Annotated in this window: 20 protein-coding genes and 1 tRNA gene; 11 read left to right on the top strand and 10 right to left on the bottom strand. The window is 60.3% G+C overall.

Features of this window, described 5'->3' with window-relative positions:
* Positions 1–3: 3 nt before the first annotated feature.
* Positions 4–651: a shikimate kinase gene (locus FIV05_RS08240; RefSeq protein WP_023002799.1), complete on the bottom strand. Its 648-nt coding sequence runs from the start codon at positions 649–651 to the stop codon at positions 4–6.
* Between the two features lie 157 nt (positions 652–808).
* Between FIV05_RS08240 and FIV05_RS31545 the strand changes: the two genes are divergently transcribed.
* Positions 809–952, top strand: a complete 144-nt coding sequence (locus FIV05_RS31545; RefSeq protein ID WP_167579543.1) for a hypothetical protein — start codon at positions 809–811, stop codon at positions 950–952.
* A 65-nt stretch (positions 953–1,017) separates the two neighbouring features.
* Entirely contained in the window at positions 1,018–1,941 is a 924-nt protein-coding gene (gene xerD / locus FIV05_RS08235) for a site-specific tyrosine recombinase XerD (RefSeq protein ID WP_152509218.1), read from the top strand.
* An 86-nt stretch (positions 1,942–2,027) separates the two neighbouring features.
* Here xerD and FIV05_RS08230 read toward each other — a convergent pair whose 3' ends face one another.
* Positions 2,028–4,034, bottom strand: coding sequence for a methyl-accepting chemotaxis protein (locus FIV05_RS08230; RefSeq protein WP_209009905.1), 2,007 nt, complete (start codon positions 4,032–4,034; stop codon positions 2,028–2,030).
* 413 nt (positions 4,035–4,447) lie between these two features.
* Here FIV05_RS08230 and FIV05_RS08225 point away from each other — a divergent pair, with 413 nt between their 5' ends.
* A complete protein-coding gene (locus FIV05_RS08225) occupies positions 4,448–6,076 on the top strand; it encodes an AMP-binding protein (protein ID WP_152509217.1) in 1,629 nt (542 codons plus the stop codon).
* A 12-nt stretch (positions 6,077–6,088) separates the two neighbouring features.
* Here FIV05_RS08225 and FIV05_RS08220 read toward each other — a convergent pair whose 3' ends face one another.
* From FIV05_RS08220 to FIV05_RS08210, 3 genes are all read right to left on the bottom strand, one after another.
* A complete protein-coding gene (locus tag FIV05_RS08220; RefSeq protein WP_152509216.1) occupies positions 6,089–7,207 on the bottom strand; it encodes a GNAT family N-acetyltransferase in 1,119 nt (372 codons plus the stop codon).
* A complete protein-coding gene (locus FIV05_RS08215) occupies positions 7,197–8,618 on the bottom strand; it encodes a lipopolysaccharide biosynthesis protein (protein ID WP_209009904.1) in 1,422 nt (473 codons plus the stop codon). The genes FIV05_RS08220 and FIV05_RS08215 overlap by 11 nt, the downstream gene beginning before the upstream one ends.
* A gap of 429 nt (positions 8,619–9,047) precedes the next feature.
* Positions 9,048–9,446 (bottom strand): YchJ family metal-binding protein, encoded by a 399-nt coding sequence (locus tag FIV05_RS08210; RefSeq protein WP_152509215.1) that lies wholly within the window; start codon positions 9,444–9,446, stop codon positions 9,048–9,050.
* Positions 9,447–9,555: 109 nt separating this feature from the next.
* On the opposite strand from FIV05_RS08210, the gene FIV05_RS08205 reads away from it, so the two are divergent.
* Positions 9,556–10,527, top strand: a complete 972-nt coding sequence (locus FIV05_RS08205; RefSeq protein WP_152509214.1) for an endonuclease/exonuclease/phosphatase family protein — start codon at positions 9,556–9,558, stop codon at positions 10,525–10,527.
* 117 nt (positions 10,528–10,644) lie between these two features.
* On the opposite strand, the gene FIV05_RS08200 is transcribed toward FIV05_RS08205, so the two are convergent.
* On the bottom strand, positions 10,645–11,010 hold the full coding sequence (locus tag FIV05_RS08200; protein ID WP_228148098.1) for a c-type cytochrome: 366 nt from the start codon (positions 11,008–11,010) through the stop codon (positions 10,645–10,647).
* Positions 11,011–11,198: 188 nt separating this feature from the next.
* Between FIV05_RS08200 and ggt the strand changes: the two genes are divergently transcribed.
* Positions 11,199–12,944, top strand: coding sequence for a gamma-glutamyltransferase (gene ggt, locus FIV05_RS08195; RefSeq protein WP_152509213.1), 1,746 nt, complete (start codon positions 11,199–11,201; stop codon positions 12,942–12,944).
* Positions 12,945–13,016: 72 nt separating this feature from the next.
* Here the strand turns inward: ggt and FIV05_RS08190 are convergent, their stop codons facing one another.
* Positions 13,017–13,406 carry a hypothetical protein gene (locus tag FIV05_RS08190; RefSeq protein WP_286202275.1) on the bottom strand — a complete coding sequence of 130 codons (390 nt, stop codon included), beginning with the start codon at positions 13,404–13,406 and terminating at the stop codon, positions 13,017–13,019.
* A gap of 169 nt (positions 13,407–13,575) precedes the next feature.
* The gene (locus tag FIV05_RS08185) at positions 13,576–13,956 is read right to left on the bottom strand and encodes a hypothetical protein (RefSeq protein WP_077291518.1); all 381 of its coding nucleotides are present in this window, start codon (positions 13,954–13,956) and stop codon (positions 13,576–13,578) included.
* Positions 13,957–14,322: 366 nt separating this feature from the next.
* On the opposite strand from FIV05_RS08185, the gene FIV05_RS08180 reads away from it, so the two are divergent.
* From FIV05_RS08180 to FIV05_RS31845, 3 genes are all read left to right on the top strand, one after another.
* Positions 14,323–15,108 (top strand): ThuA domain-containing protein, encoded by a 786-nt coding sequence (locus tag FIV05_RS08180; protein ID WP_152509211.1) that lies wholly within the window; start codon positions 14,323–14,325, stop codon positions 15,106–15,108.
* 121 nt (positions 15,109–15,229) lie between these two features.
* Positions 15,230–16,246: a Gfo/Idh/MocA family oxidoreductase gene (locus FIV05_RS08175; RefSeq protein WP_286202303.1), complete on the top strand. Its 1,017-nt coding sequence runs from the start codon at positions 15,230–15,232 to the stop codon at positions 16,244–16,246.
* 148 nt (positions 16,247–16,394) lie between these two features.
* Positions 16,395–16,523 carry a hypothetical protein gene (locus FIV05_RS31845; protein ID WP_286202274.1) on the top strand — a complete coding sequence of 43 codons (129 nt, stop codon included), beginning with the start codon at positions 16,395–16,397 and terminating at the stop codon, positions 16,521–16,523.
* A gap of 13 nt (positions 16,524–16,536) precedes the next feature.
* On the opposite strand, the gene FIV05_RS08170 is transcribed toward FIV05_RS31845, so the two are convergent.
* Positions 16,537–17,568: an urea transporter gene (locus tag FIV05_RS08170; protein WP_152509209.1), complete on the bottom strand. Its 1,032-nt coding sequence runs from the start codon at positions 17,566–17,568 to the stop codon at positions 16,537–16,539.
* A gap of 496 nt (positions 17,569–18,064) precedes the next feature.
* Positions 18,065–18,139 (bottom strand) — tRNA-Gly (locus FIV05_RS08165).
* A gap of 244 nt (positions 18,140–18,383) precedes the next feature.
* Here FIV05_RS08165 and FIV05_RS08160 point away from each other — a divergent pair.
* From FIV05_RS08160 to FIV05_RS08150, 3 genes are all read left to right on the top strand, one after another.
* Complete coding sequence (locus FIV05_RS08160; RefSeq protein ID WP_023002782.1) at positions 18,384–18,905, top strand: prolyl-tRNA synthetase associated domain-containing protein; 522 nt, start codon at positions 18,384–18,386, stop codon at positions 18,903–18,905.
* A gap of 139 nt (positions 18,906–19,044) precedes the next feature.
* Positions 19,045–20,046, top strand: coding sequence for a thioredoxin (trxA, locus tag FIV05_RS08155; RefSeq protein WP_173013807.1), 1,002 nt, complete (start codon positions 19,045–19,047; stop codon positions 20,044–20,046).
* Between the two features lie 84 nt (positions 20,047–20,130).
* Positions 20,131–20,808 carry an LON peptidase substrate-binding domain-containing protein gene (locus tag FIV05_RS08150; RefSeq protein WP_023002780.1) on the top strand — a complete coding sequence of 226 codons (678 nt, stop codon included), beginning with the start codon at positions 20,131–20,133 and terminating at the stop codon, positions 20,806–20,808.
* Positions 20,809–20,834 lie beyond the last annotated feature (26 nt).

Here is a 20,834-nt window from a genome sequence, read left to right as displayed (position 1 = left end):
AAATCAGGTCATTGATGTTTGCGCGGCGCTGGTGGCCTCGCGTTCGAACAGGTGATCCGCAAGGGTGGCGACGATCTGATCGACCACCGCCTCATGCGGAACGTCCTTGGAGGTGACCGTCAGGGCCGCCTTGGCATAGACGGGCTCGCGGTCAGCCATCAGCTTGCGCATCGTTCCCTCGGGATCGGGGTTCTGCAGCAGCGGACGCGTGGATCTGCGCCGGACCCGTGCCATGACCGTGTCGAAATCGACTTTCAACCAGATGGACAGGCCAAGCTCGGCGATCTCCGCCCGCGTTGCCTCGCTCATGAAAGCGCCGCCGCCCGTTGCCAGCACCTGCGGTCCTTCACGCAGAAGACGGGCGATCACCCGTTCTTCACCGCTGCGAAAATAAGGCTCGCCGTGTTCGGCGAATATTTCCGCCACGCTCATGTTGGCCGCGCGCTCGATTTCGGTATCGGCGTCGACAAATTCAAGGCCCAGCCGGTGCGCCAGCCGCTTGCCGACGGTCGACTTGCCACAGCCCATGATTCCCACCAGAACGATGGACCGATGCCCCAGGGCAGCTACCAGGCGGGCCAGATCAACGGGTTTTACGTCTGTCTCCGCGGATCCTCCTTCGGAAGACCGCGCCTTGTCGTGTTCTGTCATGGCGGCGTTTTAGCATATTCGTCAAAAAAGACACGGGGGAACTCCGCCTGCCGGACTGCTGCTTTGCCTTGCATGCGCCCCCGCCTTGTTGAAACAATCGCCTATCCGATTCGCTTGCCCGTGAGCGGACCGACGCCCTGACCTGGAGACAGCCGACGTGCCGACCCTGACCCGCCTGTTGCTCGTGCTGCTGCTGCTCGGCGCGCTCGGTTATGGCGCGATCTACTCCCTGGCCAACCTTGTCGATCCGCGTGAACGGGAAATCGAGGTTAGGGTGAAGAAAGACGGCTTCGGCCGCTAGCACACGCTTTCAAACGGCGGGTCATCAACGGGACAAGTTTCAGGTCCTTTGCGAAGGCATACGCAATGGCAACCGGTTTCGATCTTGAAAACTTCCTCGAAATGCTGGCCGCCGAACGCGGCGCGGCAGAAAACACGCTGGCCGGATACCGCCGCGACCTGGAGGATTTTTCAGGCTTCCTAGGCCGAAAGATGCTTGCATCAGCGCAATCCGAAGACATTTCGGCCTACCTGGGCGATCTCAACCGGCGCGGATTTGCCGAGACCTCGCAGGCAAGACGCCTGTCCGCGCTGAAGCAGTTCTACAAGTTCCTTTACGCAGAAGGCTCCCGGGAAGACGACCCGACCCGCACATTGTCCGCCCCGAAGAAGCGCGCGAGCCTGCCCAAGGTGCTGTCGATGGAAGACGTCGACAGGTTGATCGAAACCGCCAGGGCGGAAACCGAAAAGCCCCAGAAAAGCGCGGCGGCACGCTTGCGTACGCAGCGCATGTACACACTTATCGAAGTGCTTTATGCGACCGGCCTGCGCGTTTCGGAACTGGTTGCCCTGCCGGTTACCGCTGCGCTCCGGGACGCCCGCCTGATCGAAATCAGGGGCAAGGGCGGCAAGGAGCGGCTGGTGCCGCTGTCCCGCGCAGCCCAGGCTGCCATGAAGGACTACGTCGGTCTGCGTGCCGCCGAAGGAGCGTACGAAAAAAGCCCGTGGCTGTTTCCCTCCCACGGCGACAGCGGACATCTGACGCGCCAGCATTTTGCACGGGACCTGAAGGACCTTGCCGTCGCCGCCGGTCTCGATGCCGGCAAGATTTCCCCGCACGTGCTGCGCCACGCATTCGCTTCCCACCTGTTGCAGAACGGTGCCGACCTCAGAGTGGTGCAGCAGTTGCTGGGCCATGCGGACATTTCCACGACGCAGATCTACACCCACGTCCTGGACGAGCGCCTGCGCGAACTGGTGGAAAGCGCCCATCCCCTTGCGACGAAGTAATTCTTTCCTCAGCCACAACCTCGCGAAAGACAAAAAACCAGCCCTCCTGAGGGAAGGCTGGCCTTGTTCGTCGTGTTATCGCGCGGTCAGGCCGCGCGAACACCGGAAAGAAAGTTGGAGATCTCGCTGCGGATAAGGGCTGCCTGTTCGGACAGCGACGTTGCCAGCTGCTCGACCTCGCCGCCGGTTGCCCGGGCGTGTTCGGTGGCGGAGCCGACCGCGGTCATGCATTCGGCCCCTTCATGCGAGCGGGTCGAGGCATCGACCACGTTCTTGGCGATGGACTGAACCGCGGCATCCTGCTGGATGACGGCCGATGCCACGGCCGAGGCCAGGCCTTCCATTTCGGAGATGATACCGGTCACCTCATCGATCGCTTCAAGCGCATGGCTGGACGACATCTGGATTGCTTCCACCTGGCTGGCGATATCTTCCGTCGCACGCGAGGTCTGGTCCGCAAGCTGCTTCACTTCGGCGGCCACGACCGCAAAGCCCTTGCCGGCCTCGCCTGCCCGGGCAGCCTCGATGGTAGCATTGAGCGCCAGGAGGTTGGTCTGATTGGCAATATCGCGGATCAGCCCCATGACTTCGCCGATCCGGTCGGCCGCGCGGGACAGTTGCCCCATGGTCTGGGACGTGCCTTCCGCGCTGGCAACCGCCTTCTTGGCCACCGTCGTGGAGTTTGACGCCTGGTTGGAGATCTCGTTGATGGACGCCGCCAGTTCCTCACTGGCCGATGCCGCCGAGTTGACGTTTTCAGCAGCCACCCGCACGGCGTTGCCGGCCCGGTCCGCCTGCTGGGCAACATCGTCCGCCGCGGCTTCGACGGCGGCAGAGGTCTGCGTCAGGTCAGAGGTCGACCGGTCGAGACTTTCCAGAGCCTGCCCGACCGTTGCCTCGAAATTGGCGATCAGCGATTCAAGACGGGCCACACGGGCATCGCGCTGCGCGTTTTCTTCTTCCGATGCGGCCGCGAGGCGCTGCCGTTCGACGGCATTATCCTGAAAAACGGAAACGGTGCGCGCCATGGCGGCGATTTCGACACTGCCTTTGGCGGCCGGCAGATTGACGTCCACATGCCCGGACGCCAGTTCTTCCATGGCGTTCTGGAGACGCGAAAGCGGATTGGCGATGGACCGGCCGATGAGCATTCCGGCCAGGACGCCGGATACCAGGAAAGCGGCGATCACGCTGACAACGGCAAGGGTCGAGTAAGCCCGGACGGTTTCAAGATCCTGCTCGGCTGCCAGTTCGGCGTCGCGCGCGGCATTGTTGAGCGCTTCCAGACGTGGCGGCACCAGATCGAACAGTGTTTCCAGAAGTTCGATCGACTTGTCCTTTTCGGCCACCGCCGCCGTGTAGGCGTCGAACGCTTCCCGGTAGACCGCCATCTTGGAGCCGACGTCTTCCTTGATCTCGTTCGGCAGATAAGCCTTCTTCAACAGGCGCTCATACCGACCGAATGCCACCTCGAAGTTGCCGAGGGCAACGTCGTTGCGGTCGAGAATGAATTTCTTTTCCGACAACTGAACATCGAGCATGGTGGTGACCATCTTCTCGAAGTCCGGACCGCCACCGAAGCGCATTTCCTTCTTCAGGCGCTTCAGCACCTCGTCGGCGTTTTCGCTGAGCGTTGCTCGAAGGCCTGTTTCGGAATTGAAGCCGATTTCCCGCTGAACGGTATTGAGCGACGAAAAGGCACCCGACGCCCCGTCAAGCGTGTCGCGAACGTCTGCGATCTCCGCATTGAAGGCTGCGGCAACAGGCTTGGCGGAGATGTCATCCAGAACCCCATGCGCCTCACCGAGCTTGGCCTCGAAAAGTTCGTGGTCCTTTTCCTCCGGCCGCGCCAGGTAGCCCTTGCCGATGTTGCGCATGCCGTTCGCAATATCTGAAAGATCAGCGACGCTGCGTGCCAGTCCCGCGCTTTGATCAAGCTTGTTGAAGGCTCCGGCCACCTCGTTCTGGCTCCACCAGAACACCCCGCCGATCGACAACATGCCGATTGCGGTCAGAAGGCTCAGAGAAAGGATTTTCAGTTTCACGGAAAGCGCGCCGACACGAGCGAGCGCGGACTGCCCAAACATCTTCATGGATCTACAGGTCCCCAGCCGGACTATTTTTTATCCTGGCGGGATTTTGATCCTCATAAGTTAAGGAAACCTCGCATTTATTAGTGAATACGTTGCTACCGGATGCTGATTTTCTCACCACAAAATCGCAGTCACAGGCCAACTGGGATCGTGGTGCCATGCCCATGTTTCACGCAGGCAGGCGTTAACAATTTCCGGACCATCGCGCTTGGCTGACACACTCGGACAATCGATAATTTATAAGGAATAATGACAGTATAAGATTTTATTCCAGCCACGCTTGCCGGCCTGTTTCAGAAGTCCGGTTAAGGATTTCATCGCTGCTTTCAAAGGATGGATTTCGGCTCTATTGCGCTGCAGCAATGACCGCCCTACACTCCGCTGCTCAAAATTGAAGCACCGGACGCTCTGAAATGCTGCAGCCTACTGGCAACTACGACGCGCTGAGAGAGACATTCCGCTGGCCTCGGCCCGCAACCTACAACATGGCCGCAGCCGTCAGCGATGAATGGGCTGCAAGAGACCCGGAGCGCCTCGCGATCCGTCAGGTTCTCGAGAACGGTTCGTGCCGGGACTGGAGCCATCTTGCGCTGAACCGGTCGGCCAATCGCCTTGCCAACGCCCTTGAAGGCCTCGGGCTCAACCGCGGCGACCGGGTTGCCCTGCTTCTGCCGCAGATCCCACAAACCGCCATCGCACATCTGGCGGCCTACAAGACCGGTGCAATTGCGGTGCCTCTGGCAGCCCTGTTCGGACTGGAAGCGCTCCGCTACCGGCTCTCAGATTCCGGCGCCCGCGTTCTGGTGACTGACACGGCCGGCCTGGCAAAGCTTGCGGAAATCCGGTCCGACCTGCCCGGCCTCGATCTGGTGATCTCGGTCGACGGACCGGAAACCGGCGTGTTCGGGTTTGACGATCTGCTGGACAAGGCGTCCGACACCTACCGGACCCTTGCGACCACACCCGACGATCCGGCTTTGATGATCTACACGTCCGGCACCACGGGGCAGCCCAAGGGCGTGTTGCATGGCCACCGGGTGCTGCTCGGCCATATGCCTGGCATCGAGCTTTCGCAGAATTTCCTTGGCCGTGAAGGTGACTTGCTCTGGACGCCCGCGGACTGGGCCTGGGCAGGCGGCTTGCTGAATGCGCTGTTCCCGGCTCTTTCTCTCGGTGTGCCGGTGGTCTGCCACGCGTCTCGCAAGTTCGACCCGGAATTTGCCTTCCATCTTCTTGAAAGACAAAAGATCCGCAATGCCTTCATTCCACCGACGGCTTTGAAGATGCTGCGCGCTTTGGAGCGTCCGTCCGAGCGCTTCGACCTCACCTGGCGCAGCGTCGGCTCTGCGGGAGAATCCCTCGGCAGGGAAACCTATGACTGGTTCGCTGCGGAATTCGGCTTCAACGTCAATGAATTCTATGGCCAGACGGAATGTAACGCAGTGCTCGGTTCTGCGGCCGCACTTGGCGTCAGCCGCTCTGGCGCCATCGGCAAGGCAACGCCTGGCCATCAGGTTGCGATCATCGATGATGAAGGCAATGAGCTGCCGGCTGAAACCCTCGGCCAGATCGCCATCCGCCGGCCGGACCCGGTAATGTTCCTGGAATACTGGAACAAGCCGGAGGCGACGCGGGAGAAGTTCATCGGAGACTGGATGATCACCGGCGACCAGGGCCTGATGGACGAGGATGGCTATGTCCATTTCGTTGGCCGCGACGACGACATCATCACCTCGGCAAGCTACCGGATCGGCCCCGGCGAGATCGAGGATTGTCTGCTGAAGCATCCGTCGATCGCGCTTGCCGCGGCTGTCGGCAAACCGGATCCGCTGCGCACGGAAATCGTCAAGGCCTTCATCGTCCTGAAGCCGGGCGCGGAAAAAAGCGCGGCTCTGGAAAACGATATCCGCACTTTCGTCCGCGAACGTCTGTCGGCCCATGAATATCCGCGGGAAATCGAATTCGTCACCTCGTTGCCCATGACCACCACCGGCAAGATCATTCGCCGGAAATTGCGGGATCTCGAGAGCGTCGAAGGCTAGCCTTCTCCTGTTTCAGGAGCGCAGGCGCTTTTTCAGCGCCCGTGCGCCTCGGCGCAGGGCTTGTTCAAGCTTCAGATCCGTCTTGCATATCGACCGCTTCAGGCCATCGGCAAAAAGCATCGTGCCGGTTTCCAGCCGGCCCCGCCACAAGGGCTCGATCATCGAATGCCCGGGAATGGCCAGGGAATCCGTTCCCCTGAAGCCAGGAATGGCCAGATTGATCTTCAAGGCCTGCAGCGCGATCTGGGCTCCGGGAGAATAGCGGGCAAACTCCTCGTCAAAGGCGATCTTCCAGGAATACACCTTGCCGGACTGCCGAAACAGCACCAGGGCGGCAACCAGTGTCTGTCCCGACCAGAGCTGATCGATCCGGACCCCGTTTCGACTTGCCAGATTGGCGACGGCCGTGCGGGCAAAGTCCGCCGTCCCGAACTGGCTGCCCAGCGCGGTTCCGGACCGGCCCTTCCAGCCGGAGGCCTCGAGCTCCAGAAAGGCTTCGAACCCGGCAATGGCATCAGATCCGGACAGACTGCGGAAGCTGGTCTTGCCATGGTCACCCAACCTGCGCATCAGCCGGCGCATTTCCTTGCGCCTCTTGCCGCTGTCAGCCTCGGCAAGTTGTGACTTGCCTGTGGCTCCGGCGCCGTGGCTCGCCCGGAAGGACTTCGCCAGAACAGACTTCTTTCCCGCGCCCACAGCCCTCAAGCGTGTTGCCGACTGAGAATGCAGCGGCAGATAGGGGATGGCGAGCACATTCCCGGGCTCTCGAGCGGCATTGATGAAAGCGGCAATTGCCTCGGCACTTGCGTCCGGGTGGATCAGCGGTGTTCCGAGCGGTGCGTATTCGGTTGCCCAGGTGGTGTTGACCGCAACGGCCAATCCAAAACGACGTCGGCCGACGGGAGCCGCCACCAGCCAGCGGCCACCCGGCTGCTCCCGGACCACGACAAGTCGTACCGCCTGTTTGCTCATCTTTTCCAGAAACGGACAAAGGAAATCCGGGCCAAAGAAGGGGTTCGGACTGAGGGCAGCCGCACAAAGCGCCTGCCAGTCGTCAAGCGGTATGGCGGCGCTCAACGGATCGAGAGACAAGACCTCGAGCTGCACGGAAGAGAGCGTATCATTGGTCAACCGGACGGTTCCTGGCGAAAAGCAGGGGCAAAACGAACGTCGTGATATTGAGCTTCCGTTTTGCCACAACCGCAAGGGCAGTGGCCTCAAAAAGGATCGCAAGACTTGTGGCAATGGCCGCTCCGGCAAGGCCGAGCAGCGGGATCAGAACAAGATTGAGGACGACATTGAGAACAAACGTCCCGGCATAAATGCCGGCGCAGGTGTTCTGGTGCCCTGTCATCGTCAGGAGGGCGTCGGCCGGACCGACGGATGCGCGTGCAAGCACACCGATCATCAGGAGGGCGATCAATTCGTAGCCGCTTTCAAAGTCGCTGCCGAAAAGAGCAAGCAGAAGCGGCGCGATCAGAAGCAGCCCCACGCCTGCGGCCACAGACGGCCAGAAGGTCCAGAGAGTTGCCTGCCGCATGTAACCGGCGAGCCCCGAAAGATCCTGATTGTGGGTGTAGCTGGAGAAGCGATGCGCGGAGGCGGCCCTTACGGCAAAATAGACAAAATGCACCAGTGCCAGGGTTCTGGATGCGGCGAAATAGACCGCAACCTCGTCCGGATCCTGAAAGAAACTCACCATGATCACGTCAGCACTGGTGATCAGCTGCAGGAAACCGTCGACCATCAGCATCGGCATGGACACCGCCAGCCAGGATCTGAACTCGACCTTGTACGGCCCCTTCGGAACGCGGGGGCCCAGCCGCCTGCGAAGATGCAGGAACTGGTAAAGCGCGACCAGCGCCGTTGCCACGACAGCCACGATGGCGGCTGTCAGCGCATCGGGCCGAAACCCGGCCAGAACGGCACCGACCAGCAGGAACAGGATCGCCAGCGGCCGCCAGATATAGGTTGGCAGCATTGCCAGCGACGACCAGTCGTAGCTGCGCGCGATACCGTCCTGCACCAGTCCGAAGGCAAAGAAGGGCAGCGCCAGCAGGACGACCGACAAGGGCTGGAAATAGGAGGTATCAATAAGCGGGCGGAACAGGGATAGACAGCCGATACCGATGACCGCCGCTGCTCCCCCGAGAAAAAACGCCATTTGCCGGCTTGTTCGCAAGAACCCGCGCAGGCGCGCCATATCCCGGTTCTGCAGATACTGCGGGATGAACCTGCTGGCGGAGGTGGAAAAGCCGCCGCAGGCCATGACACCCAGAACGATCACGAAGGTCCAGGCAACCGAATAGAGGCCATAGTCATGCGCCCCCAACAGGCGCGCGAGCACGATTTGCGACAGATAGGCGAGCGCTGCACCGGCGATCCGCACCGCAAAGGTCGATACCGCCATCCGGCCCGCAGCGTGCCGTTCGCTTCCACTTCCCTTCAGGAACTCCAGGATCTGATCAGCACCTTTGCCCAATCCCAGAGGCGAGGCGATGCCTTGCAAACGCTTGGTCCAGGAGTTGGCGGAAAAACGCACGTAGGGGTCCCTTATGAGTACTCTTCCGTATTTGTGACATGAGTGACTTAATATTCTATGGCGATCAGTCAAACGCAGCCAGCAACGTTTCACAGATGTGTGAGGACGACGGAAAGTTGGTCAAGACGTTGATTTTACCTTCCATCCTGACAATTCCGTTCTCAGTGTTCGGACATCCATGAGGACAGCTTGCCTGCTTGACACCGGCACCGGGAATCATGCTAATGAGAACAAATAGAGAACGAGATTCGATTCGACCCTGTCGACCACCCTCGGCTGACCCTGCCGCGGGCTTTCCCGATCTCCTTGTTGCGGATGTTGAGGGCTGCCTCCCCTTCTATCTGCAAATTGGTCCGGTCCCTGCTCCCGCCGCCAATCGCAGGGACCGGACGATTTTTTCAAAGTCAAAAATGAAGACAGCCAGCCGACCTATTCCGGCACGGCCTCCACATAATACCAGCGACCGCTTTTCTTGCGGAAACGGCTCAGTTCGCGGTGCACGTGAAGCTTGCCGGCGGACAGGTATTTTGCCTCAAAAAGAACGGTGCCGTCCCTGTCGGCAGGCCCGCCCTTGTCGGCGGCCAACACACTGAGGCCCGTCCAGTGGCTTTCCGCCGCCCAGCGCGCGGTGCCTTGCGCATCGAAACTCGGCTGATATTTCGGCCAGAGTGTTTCCTTCAGATACGGAATGAGTTGCCGGACGTAAGCACTGTAACGCGAACGCATCAAGGCCTCTGCGGTTTCGGGCAGGGCCTTTCCGGCAAGATAAGGTTCACAGCACAGATCGAATCCCTTGCCACTGCCACAGGGGCATTCCTCTCCGCTCATTCGCCTCTCCCCGTCTTTGGTCGGCCTATTCCTGCATCAGCGCTCTCTACCACTTGGCCCGATGCGCGGCTATGGTTTCAGGTACGCTTTCCAGCTTCGGGCCTGCTGAATGAGACTTGCCACTTTCAACATGGAATCCTTTGGTGCGGACCGGCATGATCCGGACGCACTGACACCCCGGCTGGACGCGCTTCGGCCAAAGATTCTGGAGCTTGAGGCCGACATTCTTTGTCTGCAGGAAGTCAACGCGCAGAAACGGAAAGGTGTCTCAGCACGGCAGTTCCAGGCGCTGGAACTTCTTCTGGAGGGAACGCCGTACGAGAAATTTCACCTGGCAACCAGCGAACGACCTTCCGGAAAGGGTCCGGGCGACCGCCATAATCTGGTGGTTCTCTCTCGCTTTCCGATAACCAGGTGCTTAAGCCTCTACCAGGCACATGCCCACCCGCCACACTGGCAGCCTAAAACCGCTGTACCGGCCTATCACAGCCCGCAGACGATCCTGTTCGACCGGCCCGTTCTGCAGGTGGAAATCGACATCGGCACCGACCGCCCCCTGCACGTCTTCTGCGTTCATCTGCGGGCGCCTATCGCCGCAATGATTCGCGGCGGCAAGGCAGAGGACCGGACGTGGACATCCGTTTCCGCTTGGGCGGAAGGGTATCAGCTATCAGTGTTGAAACAGACCGCCCAGGCACTCGAACTGCGCCTTGCCGTGGAGGACCTTTTCGATGCAAGCGAGGATAGCCAGATCGTCCTGGCGGGAGATTTCAACGCGACCGGGGAAACCGGAACCTTGAGGCTGCTGCGCGCGGACCCGGACGACACCTGCTCGCCGCAACTTGCCGCGCGCCGCCTCTACCAGCTTGACGCTTCATTGCCGCCGGAAAAGCGCCAGACCGTCATTCACAAGGGCAAGGGACAGGCTCTGGACCACATTCTGGCCAGCGCATCCGTCGCCCACCGGACGGTTGACTTCAAGGTGTTCAATGTCGGCCTGCCGGATGAAGTCTTCGACGCGGATGAAGACGCCTATGCCGGATCCTTCCACGCCGCGATGCTGGCCGATTTCGAGTTTTAAGGGACCAATGGCAAATCTTGCGGTACCCCTAGACCACGTCCTGACGAGGCACGCGTGTGCCGTCTCGAAGGACGGGCTTCTGCCCCCTTGCAACGAGGTCTGGTGTAGCGAAGAACCTCAGGGTGCAAGGGATTCGATGTAGCTGGCGAGATTGGCGATTTCGATGTTGCCGAGGGTCATGTTCGGCATTTGCGGATGGGGATCGGCAAGGAAGGTCGCAAGTTTTTCTTCCGTCCAGCCGGGATCCTTCGCAATGTCGTAAAAGCTTGGCAGCGACGCACTGGAGGCGCGATCCTGGTCTTCAGACACGAGGTGGCAGGCAGAGCACCATTGCAGCGCCAGCGCTTTGCCGGCAGCAGCATCGCCTGCCTCGGCAGCACTCGCACCGGAGAGGGCGGCGACAGCAATCAGGGTGGCCCCACCCAGGAATGATCGCACACCCGAATGGAGACGCGGTTTCGAAACGGCAATAGCCCTGCTCATGAATCCTCCTTCAACCAGTCGCGTTCTGGCCCTCGTGCAGCTTGTCCCTTCAAGACTGCAGCCTATCTGATCATCTAGCCTTGCGCTGAATCAAGAACGACTTAAAGTTGTCGGACAGAGCGCCACGCCCGTTGCGCGTCCTACCCACCACTTGCCAACTCCCGCCATCCAGGCGACCGGAGAGACACATGAAACATCTTCTCAAATCCAGCTTTGCCGCGGTCTCCCTGGCGACCGCCCTTGTTGTCGGCATCGCGGCACCTCTCTCGGCGCAGGATTCGCCGATCTATTCTCTGAAGGACCGCTTCCAGCCGGAAACGGCGCAGAACGGCATGGTTGCCAGCCAGGAAGCCGTTGCAAGCCGCGTCGGTGTCGACATCCTGAAGAAAGGAGGCAACGCAGTCGATGCCGCCATTGCCACCGGCTTCGCGCTTGCCGTCACGCTGCCGCGCGCCGGCAATCTGGGGGGCGGTGGTTTCATGATGATCCACCTGGCGGACAGCGGCGACACCAAGGCGCTCGACTATCGGGAAATGGCACCTGCCGCAGCCTTCAAGGACATGTTCCTGGGAGAAGACGGCGAACCCGATAACCAGAAATCCCGCTTTTCCGGTCTTGCTGTCGGTGTGCCGGGCACGGTCGCCGGCTTTGCCGAGGCCTTTGAAAAACACGGCAGCGGCAAGCTGACCTGGGCAGAGCTGGTCGCACCTGCCATTGGCCTTGCGGAAAACGGCATCGAAGTGACACCGGATCTCGCGGCATCGCTGACCGCATCCGCAAAACGCCTTCTTCAGGACCCGGCCACCGCCGCGATCTTCTACAAGACCGGCGGCCTGCCGTTCGTACCGGGCGAGACACTCAAGCAGACGGATCTTGCCGCAACACTGAAACTGATCGCCGACAAGGGCGCAGCCGGGTTCTACACCGGTGAAGTTGCCGAAAAGATCGCACAGAAAGTGACTGCCTCCGGAGGCGGCATGACCAAGGAAGACCTTGCCGGATACAAACCGGTCTGGCGAGACCCCGTCGTGGGCAGCTACCACGGCTATCAAATCGCATCGATGCCCCCTCCGTCTTCCGGCGGCGTGCACATCGTGCAGATCCTCAACATGCTGCAGGGCTATCCACTTGCCGAATATGGTCCGAATTCCGCCGACAGCATCCACGTGATGGCAGAAACCATGCGGCGCGCCTACGCGGACCGCTCCAAGTATCTGGGCGACCCGGATTTTGTCGATGTTCCGGTAAAGGGTTTGACCGATCCGGCTTATGCCGCTGAACTGGTGAAATCCATCAAGATGGAAATGGCAACGCCTTCCGAAGAGGTGAAGCCCGGCGATCCTTTCCCCTATGAAAGCAACCAGACCACGCATTATTCCGTTGTCGACAAGGACGGCAATGCGGTTTCCAACACCTACACGCTGAACTTCTCCTACGGCGTTGGCCTGACAGCCGACGGCACAGGTGTCTTGCTCAACAATGAACTGGACGACTTCTCCGCAAAGCCCGGCGTACCCAACGCCTATGGCCTCATCGGTGGAACGGCCAACGCTGTCGAGGGCGGCAAGCGGCCACTTTCGTCCATGAGCCCGACGTTGGTATTCAAGGACGGCAAGCTGTTCCTTGCCACTGGTTCGCCCGGCGGCAGCCGTATCATCACCACCACGCTGCAGATCATCCTCAACGTCGTCGATCACGGCATGAACATCGCAGAAGCGACGGCTGCTCCGCGCATCCACAATCAGTGGCTGCCGGATGAAATCCGCATCGAGGAAGGTCTTTCTCCGGACACGATCCGCTTGCTGGAAGCCCGGGGGCACAAGGTGGAAGTCAAGAACGCCATGGGGTCGACTCAGTCGATCATGCTGGTTGACGGTATTCTGGCGGGGGCTTCCGACCCGCGCCGCCCCGGCGCGCTTTCCGCCGGCTACTGAGGCACCAACAGCCTACGCATTACCCCGGGCGCGCTTCGAGCGCCCGGATTTTTTTGCCTCTCTGGTCGAGAGTTATTTTCTCGACCCTGTTTCTGTCGCCATTGCAACCAGCTGCGCAAACCGCCGATCGAGGGCAACACGCTCATCTACCGGCATATCCGGCCAGACAATCTGGCTGCCGACAAAAGCCGCGTATTCGATTTTGGCAACATCTGCTGCAAGCGCAGGCTCCATCCCTTCGGCTTCGTAGAGCTGCGCGACAAACCCGGTTCGCAAATCATCGACGTCCCGAACAATCTCCTGCGCCCGAAGGTCCGATTGCGCGAATTGGCGCACGGCCTGCTCCAGCCGGTGGTCCAGGCGATTGGCAAGATCCGACAGCTTCTGCGCCCGCAGATCCCCTTTTTCGGCCATCGTCTGTTCGGCAATGTCGAGCGTGTGCCGCTGTTTCCAGGCAAGCATCAGGGCTTCGACGAATGCCCCGTGATCCTGAAAATGGTGATAGAACGAGCCACGCGTGCGGTCTGCTGCGGTGCAGAGAGCCTCGACGGTCAGTCCCGCCGGCCCATCCTTTGCAAGCTGCGTCAGACCGAGATCAAGCCAGTCCGATTTTCCGAAACGCTTCCTCAGGTCAACTCACTCCGCCCAGAATACCAAGACCACCCAGCAGGACAATCGGCAGAAACAGCCAGCCCTGCGGCATCTGGCTGTATTTCTGCTTCTTCAGCGGTGGCACCGCAAGGCCCAGCAGACAGAAAGAAGCTGTCAACACGGTCGCCACCAAGCCAAGATCGAGGCTTTCAGCCCGCACACCTGCGACGGCAAACATGACGGCAATCATTGCCAGAACGATTGTCACGATATGCCAGCAGTAATAGGCGACATATTTCGGCACCGGGTGCAGATCCGACGCTTTCAGCAACGGTACGGCAATCGCCCGTCCCCCTGCGAATGTATGCAGCAGGCAGACGGCAGCCGAAAGGCCCGCAGCTGCAAGCAATAGACCATTCATTTCACTACTCCTCCAAAACAAACCATAACATATGGTATGTTTTCATGAGCTGGCCTGACTGGAAATGCGGCGGTGGGTCACAGCCCCCAGCCATCTCGTTCCGATCGACCCCTTCTTCGCCTTGGCAGTGTCCGCCCTTGAGGCCCCGCCCTGAACGACGGACATCTGTCGACAACACAGAGCGTACCAACCGGGGAGAAACCGGCGAGAACTGTGATCGAATATTACAGCCCCTCCGATTGACAGCACAAAACCTCGGTGCTAGCGCTATCCAAAGCGCTTTGGAGGAACTTTTCAAAAGAAAGCGCTTTCTATCCTTAGCTCGCCAACAATTCTGCCAACATCTGAAGAACGGGAGAGGCTGAAATGCCGATCAGAGCCGTGGTCTGGGGCGAAAACGTCCATGAACAGCACAACAAGATCGTCGCGGGAGTCTATCCGGACGGCATGCACCAGTGCATTGCCGATACGCTGAACACCGATCCCGATATCACCGCCACCACCGCCACCCTGCAGGAGCCCGAACACGGCTTGACGAAGGAACGCCTTGCCGAAACGGATGTGCTGTTGTGGTGGGGTCACGCCGCCCATGGCGACGTTTCCGACGAAGTGGTGGAGCGCGTCTGCGACGCCGTCTGGTCCGGCATGGGCATGGTGTTTCTGCATTCGGCCCATTTCGCCAAGCCGTTCAAACGCCTGATGGGCAGCCCGTGCAATCTCACCTGGCGCGAGGCCGGGGAGCGCGAGCGCCTGTGGGTGACCAGCCGCAACCATCCGATCACCAACGGTCTTCCGGACAGCTTCGAGCTGGAGATGGAAGAAATGTACGGTGAGCCCTTCGGTGTGCCGGAACCGCTGGAGACGGTCTTCATCAGCTGGTTCCAGGGCGGCGAGGTTTTCCGCTCGGGCCTCACCTACAAGCGCGGCGCGGGCAACGTCTTCTACTTCCGCCCGGGGCACGAAACCTATCCGACCTATCACAACACCCATGTGCAGACGGTGCTGAGGAACGGCGTCAAATGGGCGTTCAACCCGATGGCCCGGATCGCCGACCCGAACATTGCGCCCAATGTTCCGGTGGAAGCGGCTCCCGAAAAGATCGAGGAACGCGGTCCGAAGCTGCACGCCGACGGCGAAGAAGGTTTCCGCTGATCCACTTTCCCTTCCGGACCGGCAGACTTTCGCCGGTCCGTCCTGCCCTCAAACGCTGAGGAAGATCTCCGTGACCTCTGCTGCACACCCTCTCCGGATCCTGATAGTCGGCACCGGCAACATGGCGCGTACCCATGCGGATGCCTTTTCAAGGATCGACGGCGTTGAAATCGTCGGCGGCGTCGACCAGCGCCCGGACGTGCTCACCCAGTTCTGCGACACCTTCGCCATTCCGAACCGCTTCGCAACGCTGGAAGAGGCAATTGCCTGGGGCGATTTTGACGCTGCAGCCAACGTGACGCCGGACGCTGCGCACCATCCGACCACGATGGCCCTGATGACCGCGGGCAAGCACGTCCTGTGTGAAAAGCCCCTGGCGACCAACGCTACCGATGCGCGGGAGATGGCGGATCTGGCCCGCGCGAAGAAGCTGATCGGCATGGTCAACCTGAGCTATCGCAATATTGCCGTGCTGCAGAAGGCTGCCGAGCTGGTTGCAGGTGGTGCCATCGGTGCGCTTCGTCACTTCGAGGCTTCCTACCTGCAAAGCTGGCTGACGCAGCCGGCGTGGGGGGACTGGAAGACCGAGAGCCAGTGGCTCTGGCGCCTGTCGAGCGCGCACGGTTCCAAGGGCGTTCTCGGCGATGTCGGCATCCATATCCTCGACTTCGTCATCTTCGCCGCCGGCAGCCCGGTGAGCGAACTTTCCTGCCGGCTGAAGACCTTCGACAAGGCAGAGGGCGGCAGGATCGGCGAATACACGCTCGACGCCAACGACAGCGCCACCCTGCAGGCCGAGCTGGAAAACGGTGCGCTCGGCACGATCAGCGCCACCAGGTTTGCCTCCGGCCATCTGAACGACCTGCGCCTGCGCCTTTATGGCGACAAGGGCGGCCTGGAAGTGCGTTTCGAAAAGGGCATCGAAGGCCTGCGCATCTGCCAGGGCGAAGATCTTTCTTCTGCGACCTGGACCGACATCGAGGTTGGCGCTGTTCCGACAGTCTACCAGCGGTTTGCCGCCGCTATCCTGACCGGCGCACCGGCCGACCCCGATTTCGACCACGGCGCCCGGCTTCAGGTCGCCCTAGACCTTGCCGAACGCTCAAACGCTGAAAACGGTTGTTTTCTGAAAGTCTGAGCCTGACGTCATGAGAAATGCGAGCGGAGCCGCTCAATAAAGACCCGCTCACACACCTCCCTCTCCAACGTCATCCCGGACGCAGCGAAGCGAAGATCCGGGATCGGAGAGCCCCTGATCTGGCAGCATCAAGAAACAGGAGAGGCTCTTGCCTCCCCGGTCTCGGCTTACGCTACGTCTGGCCGGAACGACGATGGAGAGACTGGAGAAGGACGACAGGCTGGTCGGAGGTATCAACCTATCCAAGTCCAGCTTTCTCGGCCTGCATGGAGCCTGACTTGTCTGCCGGCTCAACCTTCCCGCAACGCCTTGAGATAACGCCTGCGGTTGGCCTCCGGCGTAACGGCTTCAGCCGGAGCAACCGGAACAAGGGCTGCAAATCCGTTGACGCCGATCAGCATCAGCCAGGTCACGATCACGAAGGTCGAGGTGAGCACCGGCATGCCGATGGGCTCCAGAAAGATCGCGACGGACGCCCAGAGCCAGGTCGACAGCACGACCGCAAACAGCGTGTAAAGGGCAGAGGCAGGCGTCAGCACCAGGAAGAAACCGCCGAGAGCGATCGCCGTCAGGGCCGCGTTATAACCGAACAGGCCGTCACTGATCGCCCCTTCCGGCGCGCCGTAAACAACGGCGACAAAGGCCGCCACATTGGCCCCGAACAGTGCCATGAGTGCGCTGATGCGCGAATTCACCGCAATCCCGAGCACGATCAGGTAACCGCTGATCCAGTTGTCCTGAAAGAAGATCTGGCCGATGGCATTGCCGATGCCCTTGTACCAGGTCGCCAGAGTGTACTGGACCGTGCCGTCATACTGGGTGGGCGAGACAGGCTTGGCGAGCGGGCCGGCATCGATGCTGTGAAACTTCAGGACAGCAAACAGGAACAGCCAGCCGACCAGCACGAACGGCATTGTCAGCGGCGCGACCCTATGCGGGCCAAGCAGATTTGCAAGACTGGTGAAGACCATGGCCGTCATGGCGGAACCGAACGCGATATAGACCGTCAGATAAACGGACGGAACAGCGCCGTAATGGAAATCCTCGCTTGTAAACGCAATCAAGGCCAGCGCGACAAGCGCTCCGTTGAAGCCGAACAGCCCGTCGCGGATCAGCCCCTTGTCCGCCTGCAGCAACACTGCCGTTGCGGTGGAGATGACCACTCCGAAAACGGCAATGGCGCCATAGATCGGCGAATTGAAGAAAAGCGCACCCAGGATGATCAGACCCGAGACCGGATTGTTCTGAAACACGACCTGCCCGATGCCACGCAGGCACCAGTCGACAAAACCGAAAACCGGATGTTCCTTCAATGCGTTCAATGCCTTCCCCCCAACTGCATGCGGCACGCGGGCACGGTAACACGGCCCGGCAGAAGGCGCGGTACTATTGACCGCGGAGAGATCGTTTTTTTGAAACGCGACCGGACGTGCCGGACAACCGGTTCCGAACGAGTCTCTTTGGGCCTGAAAAGCTTCGGAGTGTGCCGGGCAGGATCTGGATGGAGCGACACAGGACGCCGAGCGCTGGCAGGCACTGGAACTGCAGCGGAACCGAATGGTTCCACTGCAGCCAAGTTGGGTACTTGAGGCAAAGCAAAAGACGGAGACAACCGCTATCCGGCTTCTCCGTATAATGCTCGCTGACATTACTCCCTGGCCACTGCAACTTCGTTCAGTTTGGGAGCCGGGTTTGTATCAATGTTTAGACGAACCTTGAAATACTGCCGATAGCGCGCGGCAAGCCGCCAATCCTGGAGCAAAAACAAAAAAACCAGCATTCTTTCGAATGCTGGTTTTCTGGACCCTTCGGTCGAATTGGAGCGGGCGATGGGATTCGAACCCACGACCCCAACCTTGGCAAGGTTGTGCTCTACCCCTGAGCTACGCCCGCATAGCGTCCCTGGTCCGTGGCGGTGACCGCCTCGGCGTCGGTGGCGCAGTATATGAACTATGCTGAGACGGATTGCAACACCGAAATTGAAGAAATTTTTTTAGCCGTCGATTTGTGGATTTCCTGTGAAATCAAAGCCGGAAAATCGCAGATTTCTGCCGCTTTTTCTACCCTTCACCTCTTGTGGCCGGCAGCCAAATCGCGTTAGACAGCGCAAAAGCTCTCAAAATTCTCAGGAAAACCCATGCCGGCGACACGCGACGACCTATTGGCCTATTTCGAGGAACTCGGGATCCCTGTCACGACGGTGGATCACGAGCCCGTCTTTACAGTTGCCGAGTCCGGCGACCTGCATGACCGCATTCCCGGTGGCCACACCAAGAACCTGTTCGTGAAGGACAAGAAGGGACGGCTGTTTCTGATCGTTGCCCTGCACGACGCGGAAATCGACCTGAAGAAAGTGCACCAGATCATCGGCGCTCAAGGGCGCGTATCTTTCGGCAATGCAGATCTTCTGATGGAGGTGCTGGGCGTGGAACCGGGTTCGGTGACGCCCTTCTCGCTGATCAACGACCGCGAAGCCCAAAGGGTCACGCCCGTGTTCGACGCAGCCATGATGCAACATGAAGTGCTGAATTATCACCCGTTGAAGAACAACGCGACGACGGCGATCTCCGCAGCCGACCTTCTGAAATTCGCCTCTGCTTGCGGCCACACGGCGCAGGTTCTGGCGGTCAGCGAAGAGGCCAAGGCAGCCGGCCTGTAACCGTCACCCACTTTCGGCAGGCGAAGGCGTTTGTATTTCGCGCGCAGTGGCTCCATGTTATGGGCCAAATCAACCCTTCAACGGCATTCACTTTGAGCCGGCAGGCCTCAGGCACCGGCAGGAAAATTCGAGGCGGCACATGAGCAACGGCAATTACAGCATCGGCGGCCAGGTCGGCGGCGGCTTTGGCGCCAGCATGGGTGGCGGTTATGGCGGCCAAATGGGCGGCGGCGGCATGGGCGGTGGCAACGGTGGTGGCGACGCCCCCGCAGGCGACCTCATTTTTGACGTGACGACGCAGACCTTCATGGCCGATGTCATGGAAGCTTCCCGCCAGCAACCGGTTCTGGTTGATTTCTGGGCACCTTGGTGCGGTCCGTGCAAGCAGCTGACACCGATCATCGAAGCTGCGGTGAAAGCCGCCGGCGGCCGCGTAAAGCTGGCCAAGATGAACATTGACGACCATCCGGAAATTGCCGGCCAGATGGGTATACAGTCGATTCCTGCCGTGGTGGCCTTCAAGGATGGCCAGCCGGTGGACGGTTTCATGGGCGCACAGCCGGAAAGCCAGATCCAGGCATTTATCGAGCGCGTTGCCGGCCCTGCCCCGGTCAGCCAGACCGACACCTTCCTGGAGCAGGGCGCAGAGCTTCTGCTTGCCAAGGATTATGGTCAGGCGGCCCAGCTTTTCGGCGCCGTGATGCAGATGGAACCGGACAACGTGACCGCGATTGCCGGCCTGGCACAGTGTTATATCGGTGCTGACGACCTGGAACGGGCCAAGCAGGCATTGGAACTGGTTCCGGAAGAAAAACACTCCGACGAAGCCTATGTGGCGGCCAAGGCTGCGGTGGAACTGGCCGAACAGGCCGCATCCCTCGGCGACCTTGCCGAGCTTCAGGACCGCATTGCCAAGGATCCGCTTGATCTGCAGGCCCGCTTCGACCTGGCTCTTGGCCTCAACGGCAAGGGCGACAAGGAAGGCGCAGTCGACGAACTGATCGAGATCGTTCGCCGCGACCGCGAGTGGAACGAGGACGGCGCGCGCAAGCAGTTGCTGCAGTTCTTCGAAGCCTGGGGTTTCAAGGATCCGGCCAGCGCCTACGGCCGTCGCAAGCTTTCCTCCGTCCTGTTTTCTTGACGACCGCCGCAACTGACACACATTTAGGAAACAGCACGAAGCTGGCAGTCATGCTGCGATAACGAAAACAAAGAAGGCATTGGAATGCAGGCGGGAAATGCCATTTACGAGACCATCGCGGATCTGCCGCCGGTCCTGCCTGTGTTTCCGCTTGCCGGTGCTTTGCTGTTGCCCCGCACACAGCTGCCGCTGAACATCTTCGAGCAGCGCTATATCGACATGGTGGATGCCGCATTGGCCGGCAACCGCCTGATCGGCATGGTGCAGCCTTCACCCGACCGTCATTCGGACGATCCGGACAATCCGGCTCTTGCCAGCGTCGGCTGCGTCGGAAGGCTCACCAGCTTTCAGGAAACCGGCGACGGGCGGTACCTGATCACGCTGCAGGGCATCACCAGGTTTGCCGTTGGCCGCGAACTTGAAGACTACAGCAGGTTCCGCCAGATCGAGTGCGATTTCTCCGCCTTTGCACATGACCTCAAGTGCGGCCAGGGCGAGGAGGAAGTCGACCGGACGAGCCTTCTGAGGACCTTGCGCGACTATCTGGACGCCAACAACCTGGAAGCCGACTGGCAAAGCGTGTCGGAAGCCGAAACCGAGGTGCTGGTCAACGCCCTGTGCATGATGTGCCCTTACGGCCCGCAGGAAAAGCAGGCCCTTCTGGAAGCCCGCGACCTGAAGACCCGTGCCGAAACCCTGATTGCCATCACCGAAATGGACATTGCCCGCTCGCAGAATGACGGCGGCACCACCTTGCAGTGAGTGCTCCGAACATGGCGCTCCAACCT

The organism is Labrenzia sp. THAF191a (assembly GCF_009363335.1).
GTDB lineage: Bacteria > Pseudomonadota > Alphaproteobacteria > Rhizobiales > Stappiaceae > Roseibium > Roseibium algicola.
This window is presented reverse-complemented; position numbering and strand designations above follow the sequence as displayed.

Bases quoted from the DNA above. Each gene is read 5' to 3' on its own strand.
- FIV05_RS08240 (WP_023002799.1), bottom strand. From the start codon at position 651: ATGACAGAACACGACAAGGCGCGGTCTTCCGAAGGAGGATCCGCGGAG.
- xerD (WP_152509218.1), top strand. From the start codon at position 1,018: ATGGCAACCGGTTTCGATCTTGAAAACTTCCTCGAAATGCTGGCCGCC.
- FIV05_RS08230 (WP_209009905.1), bottom strand. From the start codon at position 4,034: ATGAAGATGTTTGGGCAGTCCGCGCTCGCTCGTGTCGGCGCGCTTTCC.
- FIV05_RS08225 (WP_152509217.1), top strand. From the start codon at position 4,448: ATGCTGCAGCCTACTGGCAACTACGACGCGCTGAGAGAGACATTCCGC.
- FIV05_RS08210 (WP_152509215.1), bottom strand. From the start codon at position 9,446: ATGAGCGGAGAGGAATGCCCCTGTGGCAGTGGCAAGGGATTCGATCTG.
- FIV05_RS08205 (WP_152509214.1), top strand. From the start codon at position 9,556: ATGAGACTTGCCACTTTCAACATGGAATCCTTTGGTGCGGACCGGCAT.
- FIV05_RS08200 (WP_228148098.1), bottom strand. From the start codon at position 11,010: ATGAGCAGGGCTATTGCCGTTTCGAAACCGCGTCTCCATTCGGGTGTG.
- ggt (WP_152509213.1), top strand. From the start codon at position 11,199: ATGAAACATCTTCTCAAATCCAGCTTTGCCGCGGTCTCCCTGGCGACC.
- FIV05_RS08190 (WP_286202275.1), bottom strand. From the start codon at position 13,406: ATGCTTGCCTGGAAACAGCGGCACACGCTCGACATTGCCGAACAGACG.
- FIV05_RS08185 (WP_077291518.1), bottom strand. From the start codon at position 13,956: ATGAATGGTCTATTGCTTGCAGCTGCGGGCCTTTCGGCTGCCGTCTGC.
- FIV05_RS08180 (WP_152509211.1), top strand. From the start codon at position 14,323: ATGCCGATCAGAGCCGTGGTCTGGGGCGAAAACGTCCATGAACAGCAC.
- FIV05_RS08175 (WP_286202303.1), top strand. From the start codon at position 15,230: ATGGCGCGTACCCATGCGGATGCCTTTTCAAGGATCGACGGCGTTGAA.
- FIV05_RS08160 (WP_023002782.1), top strand. From the start codon at position 18,384: ATGCCGGCGACACGCGACGACCTATTGGCCTATTTCGAGGAACTCGGG.
- trxA (WP_173013807.1), top strand. From the start codon at position 19,045: ATGAGCAACGGCAATTACAGCATCGGCGGCCAGGTCGGCGGCGGCTTT.
- FIV05_RS08150 (WP_023002780.1), top strand. From the start codon at position 20,131: ATGCAGGCGGGAAATGCCATTTACGAGACCATCGCGGATCTGCCGCCG.